At 55.4% G+C, this 16,075-nt stretch carries 15 protein-coding genes; 9 read left to right on the top strand and 6 right to left on the bottom strand.

The window, feature by feature from the left end; all coding sequences use genetic code 11:
* Positions 1–67: 67 nt before the first annotated feature.
* On the top strand, positions 68–1,240 hold the full coding sequence (locus KP707_RS09840) for a cytochrome c peroxidase (RefSeq protein WP_211503177.1): 1,173 nt from the start codon (positions 68–70) through the stop codon (positions 1,238–1,240).
* Between the two features lie 4 nt (positions 1,241–1,244).
* On the opposite strand, the gene KP707_RS09845 is transcribed toward KP707_RS09840, so the two are convergent.
* From KP707_RS09845 to KP707_RS09860, 4 genes are all read right to left on the bottom strand, one after another.
* Positions 1,245–3,374, bottom strand: a complete 2,130-nt coding sequence (locus KP707_RS09845; RefSeq protein ID WP_211503027.1) for a M3 family metallopeptidase — start codon at positions 3,372–3,374, stop codon at positions 1,245–1,247.
* 74 nt (positions 3,375–3,448) lie between these two features.
* Entirely contained in the window at positions 3,449–4,006 is a 558-nt protein-coding gene (locus KP707_RS09850) for a DsbA family protein (RefSeq protein ID WP_211503026.1), read from the bottom strand.
* A gap of 16 nt (positions 4,007–4,022) precedes the next feature.
* Entirely contained in the window at positions 4,023–4,445 is a 423-nt protein-coding gene (gene arfB / locus KP707_RS09855) for an alternative ribosome rescue aminoacyl-tRNA hydrolase ArfB (protein WP_211503025.1), read from the bottom strand.
* A gap of 43 nt (positions 4,446–4,488) precedes the next feature.
* Positions 4,489–5,547 carry an AraC family transcriptional regulator gene (locus tag KP707_RS09860; RefSeq protein ID WP_211503024.1) on the bottom strand — a complete coding sequence of 353 codons (1,059 nt, stop codon included), beginning with the start codon at positions 5,545–5,547 and terminating at the stop codon, positions 4,489–4,491.
* 184 nt (positions 5,548–5,731) lie between these two features.
* On the opposite strand from KP707_RS09860, the gene KP707_RS09865 reads away from it, so the two are divergent.
* The 6 genes from KP707_RS09865 (at position 5,732) to KP707_RS09890 (ending at position 12,853) form a co-directional block, all read left to right on the top strand.
* Positions 5,732–7,114 carry an ethanolamine ammonia-lyase subunit EutB gene (locus tag KP707_RS09865; protein ID WP_211503023.1) on the top strand — a complete coding sequence of 461 codons (1,383 nt, stop codon included), beginning with the start codon at positions 5,732–5,734 and terminating at the stop codon, positions 7,112–7,114.
* Positions 7,115–7,116: 2 nt separating this feature from the next.
* Entirely contained in the window at positions 7,117–7,914 is a 798-nt protein-coding gene (gene eutC / locus KP707_RS09870) for an ethanolamine ammonia-lyase subunit EutC (protein WP_211503022.1), read from the top strand.
* Complete coding sequence (gene eat, locus KP707_RS09875) at positions 7,911–9,275, top strand: ethanolamine permease (protein ID WP_046901892.1); 1,365 nt, start codon at positions 7,911–7,913, stop codon at positions 9,273–9,275. Before eutC ends, eat begins: the two co-directional genes overlap by 4 nt.
* A gap of 67 nt (positions 9,276–9,342) precedes the next feature.
* Positions 9,343–10,770: an outer membrane beta-barrel protein gene (locus KP707_RS09880; RefSeq protein ID WP_249202941.1), complete on the top strand. Its 1,428-nt coding sequence runs from the start codon at positions 9,343–9,345 to the stop codon at positions 10,768–10,770.
* A gap of 135 nt (positions 10,771–10,905) precedes the next feature.
* The gene (locus tag KP707_RS09885) at positions 10,906–11,643 is read left to right on the top strand and encodes a DeoR/GlpR family DNA-binding transcription regulator (protein WP_346343896.1); all 738 of its coding nucleotides are present in this window, start codon (positions 10,906–10,908) and stop codon (positions 11,641–11,643) included.
* Complete coding sequence (locus tag KP707_RS09890) at positions 11,636–12,853, top strand: Bcr/CflA family efflux MFS transporter (protein WP_211503020.1); 1,218 nt, start codon at positions 11,636–11,638, stop codon at positions 12,851–12,853. Before KP707_RS09885 ends, KP707_RS09890 begins: the two co-directional genes overlap by 8 nt.
* A gap of 16 nt (positions 12,854–12,869) precedes the next feature.
* On the opposite strand, the gene KP707_RS09895 is transcribed toward KP707_RS09890, so the two are convergent.
* Both KP707_RS09895 and KP707_RS16800 read right to left on the bottom strand, forming a co-directional pair.
* Complete coding sequence (locus tag KP707_RS09895) at positions 12,870–14,465, bottom strand: alkaline phosphatase (protein ID WP_211503019.1); 1,596 nt, start codon at positions 14,463–14,465, stop codon at positions 12,870–12,872.
* Between the two features lie 98 nt (positions 14,466–14,563).
* On the bottom strand, positions 14,564–14,731 hold the full coding sequence (locus tag KP707_RS16800; RefSeq protein ID WP_249202955.1) for a hypothetical protein: 168 nt from the start codon (positions 14,729–14,731) through the stop codon (positions 14,564–14,566).
* On the opposite strand from KP707_RS16800, the gene KP707_RS09900 reads away from it, so the two are divergent.
* Together KP707_RS09900 and KP707_RS09905 are read left to right on the top strand one after the other, a co-directional pair.
* The gene (locus KP707_RS09900; protein WP_249210232.1) at positions 14,732–15,127 is read left to right on the top strand and encodes an RNA polymerase sigma factor; all 396 of its coding nucleotides are present in this window, start codon (positions 14,732–14,734) and stop codon (positions 15,125–15,127) included.
* Positions 15,127–16,065, top strand: a complete 939-nt coding sequence (locus tag KP707_RS09905) for a DUF4880 domain-containing protein (RefSeq protein ID WP_215751589.1) — start codon at positions 15,127–15,129, stop codon at positions 16,063–16,065. The genes KP707_RS09900 and KP707_RS09905 overlap by 1 nt, the downstream gene beginning before the upstream one ends.
* Positions 16,066–16,075 lie beyond the last annotated feature (10 nt).

Below are 16,075 nucleotides of genomic sequence, written 5' to 3' on the forward strand. Positions count from 1 at the left end.
AACCCGGGACGGCAGCAATCCATGTCCGGTCGAATTACATCGGCCGGCTCATGCACCTCTTTCCGAGATGGCGAAGATCGGGCGTGAAATCTTTTACGACCCCTTGCTCTCAGGGTCAGGACGTCTGTCCTGTGCATCCTGTCATAGCCCAAGACATCATTACGGGCCTGCCGGTGCTGCTTCCGTGTTTCTGGGAGGCCCAACACTGGCAAGCCATGGCCGCAGAGCCATTCCGTCCCTGACATATCTGGAGCATGTGCCAAATTTCAGCATTGGCCCGGATAATCCAGAAAGTGAGACTGCTCCCGTTCTGGCTTCGGCAGCCCCCGATGCTACCCGCTCACCGAAGAATGCAGCCGCGTCCCCAACGATCAGTATGGTGCCTCAAGGAGGAATGTTCTGGGACGGTCGGGCCGATACGCTCCAGCAGCAGGCTTCCGGTCCCCTTTATGATCCGGCTGAAATGGCCTCTACCCCGGAGATTGCGCTTCATCGGCTTGAAAATGCCAAGTACATCCAACGGCTGAAGGCTCTAGGCGGTCCTGCGACTGACGCATCCCCTGACCTGCTGCTGTCTGAAGCCTTGTTTGCTCTAGCGCGCTACCAGATCGAAGATCCGTCTTTTCATGCCTATGACAGCAAGTTCGACGCCTGGCTTGAAGGGAAAGCCCGTTTCACACCGGAAGAGAGTACTGGATATCGGCTCTTCAACGATCCGACAAAAGGCAACTGCGCAGCCTGTCATCTGGATCGTCCGCTTCCCGGTAATCTCCCACCACTTTTCACGGATCGCCAGTACGAAGCACTGGGCGCCCCGCGCAATCAGGCTTTGATGGGGCCGTACGACACAGGGCATTTCGATCTGGGATTGTGTGAAGTCATGCCGGGAGGCGCCGAAACGTCATCGGCCTATTGCGGTATGTTCGCCACGCCAACTCTCCGCAATGTGGCAGAACGCAAGGTATTCTTCCACAATGGCGTGTTTCATGACCTTCATCAGGTTCTGGATTTCTACGTCCTGCGCGACATCCACCCAGAACGCTTCTACAGCCGTGACACACACGGCCATCTTCAGGTTCCGGACGATATCCCGCCCCAGTATCGCTCCAACCTTGATCGCACTGACGCACCGATGGATCGAAAACCAGATGACCTGCCTGCCCTGACGCCTCAGGAGCGCAGTCAAATTATCCAGTTTCTAAAGACACTTACGGACGGATGGTCTCCCACCCGTCCGTAACATCTTACTTCTGGCTATCAGCCGTCAGGCCACGATGCGCCAGCATCGGCTCAATGTCCGGGTCTTTCCCGTAAAATGCACTGAACATCGGGCCGTAATCCATCGTGTGCCCTTTGGACAGGATCATGTCGCGGAAACGCTGACCATTCTCACGCGTCAAGCCACCATGCTGCGTGAACCAGGCAAAGGCATCCTGATCCAGCATTTCGGTCCACAGATACGCATAATAGCCGGCAGAATAGCCATTGGACCAGATATGCAGGAAGTAGCTCGAACGGTAACGCGGTGGCACGTTGGCCACGTCCAGTCCCATGCTGTTCAGGGCGTCAGCTTCAAACTTGTCCACATCCTGACGTGGTGCTGAGGCCGGGAGAGCATGCCATTTCATGTCCAGCTCTGCTGCAGCGACGATCTCACCCAGGGCATAGCCCTGATTGAAACGGGCAGCCTTCTTGATCTTGGCGACCAGTTCCTGCGGCATCGGAGCGCCAGTCTTGTAGTGCCGAGCGTAATGGGAGAGCACTTTCGGATCGAGCGCCCAGTTCTCGTTGAACTGAGACGGGAACTCAACGAAATCCCGTGCGACACTGGTCCCTGAAATCGAAGGATATGTCTGGCTGGCAAAAAGTCCATGCAAGGCATGCCCAAACTCATGGAACATGGTTGTCACGTCGTCAGACGTGATGAGCTGCGGCTGACCTGGCGCGGCCTTTGTAAAATTGGCTACGTTGTAGATGACCGGCTTCGTGCCCAGCAGGGTGGACTGACCAACGAAGTTGGACATCCATGCGCCGCCGGATTTCGTATCACGCTTGAAGTAATCGAAATACATCAGGCCAAGCTGTGAACCATCCTTATCAAAAACCTCAAACACCATGACATCAGGGTTATAAACCGGGATGTCAGTGCGCTGTTTGAAGGTCACTCCGTAAAGCTGGTTGGCGGCAAAGAAAACACCGTCTGTCAGAACGGTCTTCAGTTCGAAATATGGCTTCACTTCATCCTGGTTGAGCGCATACTTCTCGTGACGTACCTGCTCCGCGTAACGGCTCCAGTCCCAGGGCTTTAGTGTGAAGTTCTCACCATCCCGATGGATGGCGTCCTGCAACACACCAGCTTCCCGCTTCTGTTCAGCTGCAACCGCAGGAACAAGCTGCTTCATGAAATTTTCGGCCGCTTCCGGCGTCTTGGCCATCTGATCATACAGCGTGTAGGCCGCAAAGCTCGGGTAACCGAACAGAGCCGCCTTCTGCGCGCGAAGCTGGGCGAGTTCTGCGATTGTGGATCGCGTATCGTTCTTGTCGCCCTTCTCCGCACGGTTCCAGCTCTGATCGAACAAGGCCTGACGCGTCTCGCGCTTGCTCAGGTTTTCCAGCGCTGGCTGCTGCGTTGTGTTTTGGAGCGGCAGAACCCACTTACCGGAAAGCTTGCGACTTTCAGCGTCTTTCTGCGCGGAGGCGATCGTCCCGTCATCCAGTCCTGCAAGCGCCTCCTTGCTATCAACGACCAGAGCGCCATTTTTTGCAGCGGCAATCAGCTTCTGCTGATAGGCAGATTCAAGATTAGCAAGTTTCGTGTTGATGGCCCTCAGCTTGACCTTGTCCGCTTTGGAAAGCTGGGCGCCCGCATGAACGAACTGCTGGTAATAAACATCCAGAAGCTGCGCCTGCTCTGCATTCAGATTGAGGCTTGCGCGAGCATCGTAGATTGCCTTTACGCGCGCAAACAGGCGCTCATTCAGATAGACTTCATCTTCATGCTGAGACAGACGCGGCGCTTCACGGCTTTCAACCTTGTCCAGTTCGGCATCACTGTTGGCTTGATAAACACCAAAGAACGTCTCCTGCACACGATCCAGCAGACGACCAGACTTCTCCATGACAACAATCGTGTTCTCGAATGTCGGAGCGGCCTTGTTGTTGGCAATCGCTGTAATCTCACGCAGATGATCTGCCATACCGCGCTCAAAAGCGGGCGCGTAATCACTGTCCTTGATCAGGTCAAAGCGGGGAGCCTGATAGGGGAGCGTGCTGGCGCTGAAGAACGGATTTTCTGCGGCAGCATGTGCTTCAGTGCCAACGAGCGCGGCAAACGAGAGTGCAAAAGCCGCTCTGGTCCAGAGGTTGGAAGTCATTGAAAAGTCCTGACTGCTAAACGTTATGGCGACTGTATTGAAGAAGCCGCATAACGTCCAATCTCTCTGTCTCGTCAGTCCTTTTCGGGAAACAGCTTGGCTCCCCACTCGTCCACACTGTCGCCACTACTGAAGGCTGGATCAATCAGACCATCCACCATGAAGGTTGGCGAGACATGAATGCCATTCTGGCGACCGTAACGAGCGTGCCATTTGACTGCTGCCGTCACATCGGGGCGAACAAAGGCCTCAGCAAGCGGGACGCCGCTATAAACCTCGATACGCCGTAGAATGTCTGCCGGTGTAGCGTCCATATTCGGTCCACGGCAGTGATCGGTAAATTCGAACTCTTCCCGATGATCTGCAACAGCCGTCATGACGGCTAACGCAGCGTCCCGGCCCTCATCCAGCGAAGACGCAGCCAGAATGGCCCGTACAATGACGCCGGAGAACATATGCCACGGTTGGGACTGAAGCCGCACGCGAACCGTCAGACGGTCTTGCCCCACAAGTTGAAGGAGATCTGGTATTTTGCGTAGGGTCTTGACGGAAAATGGGCAGGTCGGTTCCAGAAAGACTTCAAGAACCTTGGGTCCTGCGCCCCATTCCAGGGCAGAAAGCTGGAACGTCATGTGTCTGTTCTCCCTCTCAATCATCAAGCCGGATGCGACGATTGCGTTTGATCCCGGCCCTATGGGCTTTTCCATCCAGTCGACGCTGCCGCGCTCCTTTTCCGGGGCGTGTCGGCACCCGGTAGGCCTGTCGATGCGCGGCTTCACGGATCATTTCTGCCAAACGCTCGATAACATCTTCCCGATTGCGTAACTGCGTCCGAAACCGCCGCCCGGTCAAAACGATCTCCCCATCCCGGGTCGCACGACTTCCCGCAATTTCCAAAAGGCGGGTTCGTATCCGCTCTGAAAGAACAGCAGAACCGGAGACATCGAAACGCAACTGGGCGGCAGTTGCAACCTTGTTGACGTTCTGACCACCTGGGCCAGACGCCAGAATATAGGTAACTCTTAGATCCTCTTCCCGCAGGGACAGACCGGGCATGACTTCAACACTCATTCCTCTGCCATACCACACAGACGGCTAAACGTGCGACCATCAGTTAGATCGCTGGAACGCTGTTCTGCTGTCTCCAGACCCGCGGAGACACTCCGAACCATCGTCTGAATGCACGGCTGAAAGCACTGGTTTCAGTATATCCAAGGAGAGACGCAATCTCACTAACATCTTTGTTCGGCTCTGCCAGATATCGCAACGCATCGATCTGACGTGTCTCATCCAGAAGCCCGGAATATGAAAGGCCGAGTTGGGCAAGTCTGCGTTGAAGGGTCCAGGGCGAAAGGGACAGTTTTTCCGCCACGTCAGAGAATTCAGAGCCGCCCTGCCGCATCGACTTGCGAACCTGAACCATAACTTGTTCTTTGAGGCTTTGCCCTGAATCAGGCACCGTGTGCCCTGCCCCTCGTGCCAAAGTCACAAGTGAAGATTTCATCACCTGCAGCAGGGCAGCATCGGCGTCTGGCATCGGCTTTTTCAGCCCCTCTTTCCGGAACATTAAAGCATTCATCCCGGCGGAAAAGCGTATATCGGCCTGAAACGCTTCTCGATGTTCAGAAGCCTGTTCCGGTTGCTCGTGAGCAAAAAGAACGGCCTGCGGGCACCAGTCTGCACCAAGACCAGCCCTTAAAATATTGGCAAACATGCCCATCGTCAGCTCGGCATCATGACGTTTGTCCGGAATGGCCGTGTCTGCGATCATATATTCGAGCCGGACATGATCATCCGCTTCAACAAACCGTGTAATGGTCTGGGCCTGATGGTACCCGAAATAAGTCGCCAGATTCTGCGCCGCCTGCCCCACTGTTTCTGAACAAAGCGCGATGTAACCAATCAGCCCGAGTTGCCTCGGTCTGAACTGTTGCCCGAAATGCAGACCGATGTTTCCGTCGTGCGTATCTGTTTCGGCTTCGGAAAACAGACGGCAGTACGCACCCAGATTCAATGCATCTGTTGGCATAGCGAATTGATGCGTTGAAAGACCCGACCGCCCCGCGATCCGGTCCATGTCTCCGCCTTGCTCCGTAAGGAATTTTTCCACACCGGCAGCGGCGGCCGCCAGGACATAGACGTCTGATCCGGAAGACTTGGGAAAGGATGACATGGTGTCTTCCTGTTGCTGCTCACTTGACACGAGTGTTGGGCGCATTGTCGTCAAATGTCAAAACGTTGTTGTTTCGGGTCAAGTCAAACTCGGTCCGAAAGAGATATAATTGCGATAACGGACAAAACCTTGATTCGCCCAAAAATACGACTTTTGGGAAGAGCAAAGGCAGAGGACTCTGGCCATGGCTTACAGATGCACCCTGCGAGGGGAACAGTACACCTTTGATGATTTGAAAACGCTGCTGGCCAAAGCGTCTCCTGCCCGCTCTGGTGATGAACTCGCGGGCCTGTCTGCCTCTTCTGATGCTCAACGCGTGGCTGCCCGTTACGCTCTCGCAGACCTTCCCCTGGACACATTCCTGAAATCAGAACTCATCCCTTACGAAACGGATGACGTGACGCGCCTGATTTTGGATACACATGACCAGAACGCCTTCTCCCGGCTCTCATCGTTGACTGTTGCTGACTTCCGGGACTGGCTGCTGTCCGAAGACGCCACGACAGAAGCACTGGCAGCCGCAGCTCCAGGCATCACACCGGAAATGGCTGCTGCCGTCAGTAAGATCATGAGAAATCAGGATCTTATGACAGTGTCGCGCAAGATCCGCGTCCTCACAAAATTTCGCAATACCATCGGCCTCGAAGGTTGTCTGTCCACACGACTGCAACCCAACCATCCTACAGATGATCTGAGGGGTATTGCCGCTTCTACGCTTGATGGTCTTTTGCGCGGCATGGGCGATGCCGTCATTGGCATCAACCCGGCAACAGACAGCGTCTCCAATGGTCTTGCCCTGCTGGAGATGCTGGACCATGCCCGCCAGCGCTATGACATTCCCACACAGACATGCGTTCTGACGCACGTCACCAACACGCTCGAAATCATGAACCGTGGCGGCGCGGTTGATCTCGTGTTTCAGTCCATCGCAGGCACCCAGAAAGCCAATGAAGGTTTCGGAGTCAGCCTCTCAATTCTGAAGGAGGCCCATGAGGCCGCCCGAGCGCTGAACCGCGGTACGATTGGCAACAATGTCATGTATTTCGAGACGGGTCAGGGAGCTGCACTGTCCGCCGATGCCCATCACGGCGTTGATCAGCAGACTGTAGAAGCCCGAGCCTATGCTGTTGCCCGCGCCTATGACCCCCTTCTTGTCAATACCGTCGTCGGGTTCATCGGGCCGGAGTATCTGTATGATGGAAAGCAGATCATCCGTGCGGCGCTTGAGGATCATTTCTGTGCGAAATTGCTGGGCGTCCCGATGGGATGTGACGCCTGCTACACCAATCATGCTGAAGCGGATCAGGATGATATGGACAACCTGATGGTTCTTCTTGGAGCTGCCGGGATCACCTTTCTGATCGGGGTGCCAGGAGCTGATGACATCATGCTCAATTACCAGAGCCTGTCGTTCCACGACCTTCTGAGCCTTCGGAAGCTTCTCGGTCTCAAGCCTGCTCCAGAATTTGCAGGCTGGCTGGAAAAAATGGGCCTCTATGACCCGCATACGGAGCGCATGCTGGATATTCCACCCGGCCAGACCCTTCTTGGTGAAATGGCGCGCTGACCATGACGGATGATCGCAACGCGCCCTCCGTTCCACCGCACACAGCAGACCTCTGGCAGGATTTACGCCGTCTGACCCGTGCCCGGATCGGCCTGGGTCGCGCAGGAAACGCGTTGAAAACCGAGGATGTACTCGATTTTCAGGCATCTCACGCCCAGGCCCGCGACGCGGTTCACACACCTTTGGACGTTTCAGCCCTGACAGCGACTTTAGGGCCTGAGCCCTATCTGATCGTCCATAGCCGCGCATCAGACCGGTCCACTTATTTGCGTCGCCCCGATCTTGGCCGCCGGCTGGCCCCAGAAACGCTCGGCACTCTCACAAAAGGAGACTGGGACGTGGTGTTCGTCGCGGGCGATGGCCTGTCTTCTTTTGCCACCCAGCAAAACGCCATCCCGCTCTTTTGGGCCATGAAGAGCCGCCTTCCGGATTGGAAAATCGCCCCGCTGGTTATTGCGACACAGGCACGCGTCGCTCTGGGGGACGACATTGCCGTCACTCTCGGAGCGAGAATGGTTGTAATGATGATTGGCGAGCGACCCGGTCTTAGCGTCGCGGATAGTCTGGGCGTGTACCTGACATATGCGCCTTTTGTAGGCTGCCCGGATTCAGCACGGAACTGCCTCTCCAACATTCATGCTCATGGCATGACCATCCCAGCCGCTGCGACAAAGCTGGCTTGGCTCATGCGTGAAGCGCGCCATCTGAAACTCACTGGCGTCGGCCTCAAAGACGCGGCGCCAGATGCCCCTCTGATTGAAAACACCACTCCCACCCTGGAAAAGGACAATGACCAATGAGCAGTGCTCCGACGCATCTCAACAAGTCCCTTAGTGCGTTTCATCTTTGGGGAATTGCGGTTGGTCTCGTCATTTCGGGTGAATATTTTGGATGGAGCTACGGCTGGGCAACAGCGGGGACGTTAGGATTCCTGATTGCCACAGTCTTTGTCGCGCTCGTTTATACCAGTTTCATTTTCAGCTTTACGGAACTGACATGTGCCATCCCGCAGGCAGGCGGCCCGTTCGCTTACAGCCAGCGTGCGCTTGGCCGCTGGGGTGGTTTGATTGCCGGTCTGGCTACACTGGTTGAATTCATTTTCGCACCACCAGCCATCGCGCTTGCCATCGGAGCCTATCTGAACGTTCAGTTTCCTCATCTGAACCCAAAGGTGGCAGCACTGGGCGCCTATATCGTCTTCATGGCGCTCAATATCGTGGGGGTCCATATTGCCGCCACGTTCGAACTGTTCATAACAATCGCCGCAATCATTGAGCTACTGGTATTCATGGGCGTCGTTGCTCCCGCATTTTCATGGGACAATTTCCTGCACGACGGATGGGGCGTTGCACCTCATTTCGGACTGGAGGCCATGGGTGGCATCTTCGCGGCTATTCCTTTTGCCATCTGGTTCTTCCTGGCGATCGAAGGCGTCGCCATGGCGGCGGAAGAAGCCAGCAATCCCCGCCGATCCATCCCCATCGCTTACGTTGCGGGTGTTCTAACGCTGGTCGCACTGGCTTTCGGCGTCATGGTATTCGCTGGTGGTGCGGGAGATTGGCATGCTTTAGCCAACCTGAATGATCCCCTGCCTCAAGCGATGAAGCATGTTGTCGGCGCACATAGTGGCTGGTTGCATATGCTGGTCTGGCTGGGTCTGTTTGGACTTGTCGCATCTCTGCACGGAATCATCATGGGATATGCACGCCAGATTTTCGCAATGGCGCGGGCAGGCTTTCTGCCCGCTGTTCTCGGCAAGGTGCATCCACGCTTCCACACTCCCTACACCGCGACCATTGCCGGTGGCGTTATTGGCATTGCTGCCATTTTCTCAGATGACGTCATTTCGATCCACGGTCAGTCTTTGACGGCAACGCTTGTCACCATGGCCGTCTTCGGGTCCCTGACGATGTACATTCTCAGCATGGTAAGCCTGTTTCGCCTACGCCAGACGGAACCAGATCTTGCGCGCAGTTATCGTGCCCCGCTCTACCCCGTTCTTCCGGGCGTTGCCTTGGCAGGCGCTGTGATCCTTCTGGTCGCCGTCACGTATTACAACCCAGAAGTCTGCCTGATTTACGTGGCCTTCATGACGATACTGAGCCTCTTCTTCATGCGGAAATACCAGAACGGGCAGAAGCAGGCAGCGTCAGAAATCTGATCCGTTTTTCCTCACGACCCTTCCGAAACCTTCAGGAACGGAATTTCGCGTGTCAAAAAAACACGTCATGGCAGTCTTTTGTCTGCTGGCTGGAACCGCCCTGCCGTCTTTCGCCTATGCGCAGGCGGCGGCCTCTTCAAACACGACTATCACGCCAAACGGCACGCCCAATCCCAATCACCCTACACCACCGCCAACAGCATCCCATACGAACGATGCCGGAGATCCTGATCTTCCAGCGCTAAAAGCCGGAAATCTTTTCTCTCCCAAAGCAGGACGTCCCCTTACCTATTGGGATGGGCTGGTCGGACATCTCACGGTCGAAGCTGGTATTAGCGGGAACCCGTGGACGAGATCTGGACGCAATTTCGGGCAGTTTTATCTGGATCGCGCGAATACCGTGACCCTTAACCAGATCATGGGCTCTCTGTCGCATCCCGTCACCTCCATCGGAAACGGTTACGGGATCGGGTTTGTCGTAGAGATGATGTATGGATCTGACTCACGTTTCGACCCAACGATCGGAATGGGCGACGGCACGATTAGCGGCTTGTACCAGTGGGCACCCACACAGGCCCATATCGACATCCACACGCCATGGATTTTCCATCACGGCATCGATTTCCAGGCCGGTCAAATGTATGGCCTGATGGGCGCTGAAGGCACACCAGCCCTCGCCCGTCCGTTCTATTCTTTCAATTACGCCGCCGACTATATCGTTCCCTTCGAGACGGTCGGCGTCGTGGCCACGATGCATTTGAGCCATCACATGGACTGGATCCTTGGCATTGATGCAGGCAATTCTACAACCTTCGGAGGCGCTGGAAACAATAGTCGCCCCAAAGGCTACTTTGGCTTTGCCTGGAATAATCTGATGGGCGGCAAGCTGAATGTCCATGCCATTGGCCATTTCGGCCCGCAGGCAAATAATGGTCGCACGATCGTCTCACCCGCCGGGTGGAATAGTGCGGGCATCGGGCGATCCGCCAACGATCTCATGCAGTATAACGCGGACCTTCTCGCCACTTATCACGTGACAGATGCCCTGTCCGTCATGGCAGAAGCCCTCTATCTGCACGACGATGCGTCGCGCGACGATGCGTATGGCGTTTCTTCATATCTGTCGTGGGACATCCGGCCATCCCTCACACTTAACGTCCGAGGTGAAATTTTCCGAGACAACACTGGCGGCATCATCAACCAGTATTCCAGCGACATGTCCTACACAAACTCGCTGAGAAACCGCCCGTTCGAGTATTATAACGCCCTGCCGACCACATACGGAGACCTGACAGTTGGGGTGGCGTACCGGCCCAGCTTCATCAACCGACATCTGGGTCCAGCCAGCCTGACCGTCCGACCTGAAATCCGTCTGGACAAATCCCTGAATGGAACACACCCCTTCAATCAATCCGGCACAGTCTCTTCCAGAACGGTGAATAACGGGACGAACAATATGCTTTGGTTCAATCTGGATGCTGTCCTGAGTTTCTGATCTGCCACACCTTCCCTTTCAAAACAGAGGGACATGCAAAACTTCTTGACAGGTTATGCGCGTTTATGACGGTTTGCGCGTGTTTTAACCCGTTTCGGAGAAAGTCCCATTCTCAAGGACGAACGTCTCAGCCACATTCGCGCCCGTCTGCGAAGCCACGGCCGTGTTGTCGCAGCTGATCTGGCCACGGAATGGACCGTCCCGGTCGATATGATCCGGCGCGATTTGCGTGAGCTCTCTGAAGCAGGAGAATGTCGCCGCGTTTATGGCGGTGCACTGCGGCTACAGCCCAATGCGTCTCATATCCGGGCGAGAATGGGCGAAAAAGTTCCGCTGAAGAACGCTCTCGCACGGCGGGCCGCAACGCTTTTCAAGCCACGGCAGGTTGTCTTCATCGACACAGGTTCAACCAATATTGCTCTGGCTGGATCGCTCCCCCGCGATACACCTTTGACTGTGGTCACCTCCAGTCCCGCGGTTGCTGTTGCCCTGAGCGACGCAGACCAGATTGAAACCATTATGATTGGCGGGCGTCTGGAAGGAACAACGGGTGGCGTAACAGGTTCAGTCGCCGTCCAGTCTCTTCAGCACTACCGTTTTGATCTTTGCTCTCTGGGCGTCTGGGCTATTTCCGCCGAAGGACCAAGTGTCTGGGATCATGAAGAAGCCGCCTTCAAACGTGAGGTTCTGAGCCGGAGCGAAAGCGTGGTGATCATGGCCGAAGCAAGCAAGATCGGGTCCGGGGGGCGCTTCCCTGTTGCCCCTCTTGAAACTGTCCAGACCCTGATCGTTACCGATGATGCCCCAACAGACGAACTCACCCGCATGACTGCCTCTGGCGTCACCATTATCAAGGTTCCAGTCCATGACTGATCCCACTACCGAGACATCACGTCCCGCCCAACGGGATCTTATCCTCATCCTCGGACTGCTGACCTGTCTCGGTCCGCTTAACATCGACATGTACCTGCCGGGTTTCCCCAGTATCGGGCATGATTTCCACGCTGGAGAGACTGCGGTTCAGTTCAGCCTGACCAGCACCCTGGTCGGGCTGGCTCTGGGACAGCTCATGGTGGGACCGTTCAGCGATTCACGCGGCCGGAAAGGGCCGTTGCTGGCAGCGATGGCGCTTTTTGCGCTGTCATCCCTGTTCTGCGCCATTTCATCCAGCATCACAGCGTTCATCGTTGCCCGCTTTCTTCAAGGCCTCACAGCATCAGCCGGACTGGTTCTGTCCCGGGCGGTGGTGCGAGACGTGTTTAATGGACCGGAACTCGCCCGCTTCTTTTCCCGACTCATGATCATCAATGCTGTCGCCCCTATGGTGGCACCAATGATGGGTGGAGCCATTCTGGCGCTGCCATCAGCAACATGGCGCACCATGTTCTGGTTCCTGACAGGCTTTGGCGTCGTGGCGCTAGGTCTGGTTGGCGGCCGTCTGAATGAAACGCTTGAATTACACCGCCGCCTCCCCAATTCAGCACGCTCGACGCTAGAGACATTTCATAGTCTGCTGACCGACCGGGAATTCATTGGGCATGCGTTGACTGTGGGGCTGATCCATGGCGGCAGCTTTGCCTATGTGGCCGGCACGCCCTTTGTCTATCAGGACATCTACGGCGTCTCGCCCCAGACATTCAGTCTTCTGTTTGGAATCAATGGTCTGGCACTCGTCGGTGGGAGCTGGCTGATTGGCCGTGCGGGCAGCATGGCGCGCACCAATACAATGCTTCGGGCATCCGTGATCTGCATTACAACCGCAGCCGCACTGATCACGCTTATCGCGACACTGAAAGGACCGCTCTTTCTGTTGGTGGCAGCCATCTTCCTTTACATGACGTGCATCGGCATGATTTTGACGGCCACATTTGTTCTCGCCATTGCCAAGCAGGGCCACCGTGCAGGCAGTGCGAGTGCCATCCTCGGCTCTCTCAACCTCCTGGTTGGCGGCGTTGCTGCTCCTCTCGTCGGGCTGAGCAAAACCAGTGCCTTACCGATGGGACTAGTTCTGTTCTTTACCTCTCTCGCAGGCTTGCTGACCTGCTTTCGCATGACTTCAAACCATCAGGACGAAACGCCCTGATGGTCGACATATCCGCTCAGGCCTTTTGAAGGCCTGGGTTGCCACGCTCAACTGCAAAACTGGCGTAGGTTGAGAGCTGTCCGTCGTGATTGCTCACCTGATCCAGAGTTTTAAGATCTGCTCGCCAGACATCCCGGCCAACATCACACAACACATAGCCACGCTTATCTGTCGTCGCCTTGAGATGCGGGTTTTCACGCCGAACCGACTTGCTATGGGCATCATTATCCCCGACGCCATCACCGCCTGACGAAATGGACGTCGCCAGAAATTCCACCGACACTGGCTTCTGCTTGGCGGGATCAATCACGAGATTGCCCGCATAATGCCGATGTGCATCCCCCGTCACGTTGACCACGTTTCCGGGGCAGTGCTCTCCGATGAACTGAAGCAGTCGGTTACGGCTATGCATATAACCGGACCACTGATCCATACTGTAAAGCAGCTCCGAATGGGCTGACTTACGGTGGGCAAGATCCATAACCATGACCTGGTGCGCCAGCAGGTTCCACCGCGTGTCAGACTGTCCCAGCCCGTTGAAAAGCCAGGTCTCCTGCTGTTGTCCCATCATTGTGCGTTCGGGTGACCAGACATCCGGTCCCTGCGGAACGTCTTTATCACCATAAGCCTGATCGCTCCGGTACTGACGGGTATCCAAGACGAACGTATTCATCAGATCACCAAAGCGGAAGCTTCGGTACATCTGCATGTGACTGCCATCCGGAAGAGAGCTGATGCGAAGAGGCATATGTTCGTAATAGGCCTGCATGGCCGATGCCCGACGCAGACGGAAAATATCCGCCGGAGTACCGTCCTGATCGGTATCCCCTGCCCAGTTATTATCAACTTCATGATCATCAAAGCTGACCAGCCAGGGCGCAGCGGCATGAGCAGCCTGTAGATCCGGGTCAATTTTGTACTGCGCGTAACGGCGGCGATATTCGTCGAGGGAATAGATTTCTGGCCCGATGTGTCGACGCACCGCCGTAAATGGCTTTCCATAAACGGTGTGTACACCTGCGCCGATATCGGCTCCTTCGTAAATATAGTCCCCGTAGTGGAAAACAAAATCGACGTTCTCGTTCGCGATAGCCCGCCAGGCACTGTAATATCCAAATTCGTAGTGCTGACACCCTGCGGCGGCGAACCTTACACGCTGCACGCTTGCACCGGGCAACGGCAAAGTACGGGCACGACCTATCGGGCTTTCATGTCCGGCAATATGGAAACGATACCAGTAAGGCCGATCTGGTTGGAGCCCATCAACTTCAACATGAACGGAATGAGCGAGTTCTGGGTGAGCAATGGTCTGCCCTGACCGCAGGCGCGTTGAAAAACGCTCATCCTCGCTAATTTCCCAGTCCACCAGAACAGGCTTCAGGCGCTTCATTCCGCCCGCCTCTTCCAGCGGGTGTGGCGCAAGGCGTGTCCATATTACGAAACCGTCTGGTGCCGGATCTCCGGATGCTACACCCAACTGAAAGGGCGATGCATCAAACTCAGGAGTCTTGTCCAGATTATGCGGGGCGGCAGCAGACAACTGCTTCAGACGATAGGAAAACAGGAGCCCTGCTCCCAGACCTGTCAGTACCCGTCGGCGGTTTAAAAGCATGATGGAAAATCTTTCGCTGAAATCGAGCGGTCGCACTCTTTCCAAGACAGCGAATGAGAGCGTTTGCCCATGCCCTTCAGCCTCTTTTCATGAAACTGTCACAGACCCACCCCGCCAAAATCCGTAATGGAGCGCTTCAGGCAGTCCATCTTTAAAACAGGATGATAGAACCTTTGGCGGAAAACTGGTTTCCCTGTCAGCAGGAATGGCTGCGCCTTTGCCGCCGCATCAAAAGCCTGACACATCGCGACGATGCGGAAGATCATCTGCAGACTGCGCTGGCGAATTATTATGAACGCGCCAAAGACGACGTGACGCATCCGGAGGCATACATCACCAGAAGTGCGCTCAACCTGCATCTCAATGATTTGAAAAAAGCCTCATCGCGCCTACAATCTTTCAGCGATGATCGGGATATTACATTAGAAATAGAAGATCCTGGGCCATCCCAGGAAGACGTTTATGCGTCAGGCCAAAGAATGGATCGCTTCCACGAGGGTTGCAGGCAACTTCCCGAAAAGACAAGGCAGGCCTTTCTTCTCAATCGTGTTGAAAAAATGAAGTATCGGGAGATTGCTTTAACGCTGGGAATGAGCGAAAGCAGCGTGGAAAAGCATATTGCAAAAGCTCTTGTCTTCCTTGCTTCCTGGATGGACCATTAATGCCTTCCGAAAAGCAGTTCGCAGTTCGGGAACAGGCCGCCCTCTGGATTGCGCGCCTGCACGCTGATGATTGTAACGACACGGACCGTGCCCGCTTTGTACAGTGGATGCGTGAGGACACCTGTCACGCCAATACTTTTGAACTCCTGACGGATTACTGGGAGCTTGGCGGCGGGGTTCCAACACAAAGCATTCCTGCAACGCCCGCAAAACGCTTAGATACGCATGGTTTTTCGTTAGGGCGTAGAAGTGCACTGGCCCTTGCCTCAGCTGCGCTCATCGCACTTGTGCCGATGAACAAGACTGCCCGGGCATCGCGTGTTCTGCAGGCATCGACTGGGCATACTCTGCGCATTGCATTGCCTGATTACGGCACATGTCTTCTGGATTCAGGAAGCCGAATGACGCTGTCTGAAGATGGGCACCGCGCGAGACTGGAGCACGGACAAGTGCTGCTTTCCCCTGAAAGCCCGTCAGATTTTCACCTCTCAGTTCGAAACGTCACAGTTCGGCTCTCACGACAGACCTCAGCGAATGTCCGCATGGAACAGAACTGCACAGACATCACGGCGCTTCGGGGCAGGATATTGCTCCGAAGCGGAACAACTGCCGCGCGTGATATCTGGATCCGAACGGGGCAGCGCTTTCGCATTGCCCAGAATGGTGCGGTGAGCATCGATTATCCCAACATCGAAGCGCTTCTTTCCTGGCAGACCGGACGTCTGATTTTTCGCAATACGCCTCTGGAGGAGGCTGTTTCAGAAATCCGACGGTATAGCCAACGTCAGATTATCCTGGCGTCGCCAACTGTTTCAAATATGCGGTTAAGCGGGGTTTATTTTGTGTCGCAGGGCGAGATGTTTTTGCGGATGCTTCCGCGCCTTCTTCCCTTGACCCTTCAGGAACAGGGAAACGTTTTCATCTTTCGTGCTTTATGACGGTTTCATG

It is taken from the genome of Gluconobacter sp. P5E10, from assembly GCF_018812145.1.
In the GTDB taxonomy this organism is placed as follows: Bacteria; Pseudomonadota; Alphaproteobacteria; order Acetobacterales; family Acetobacteraceae; genus Gluconobacter; species Gluconobacter cerinus.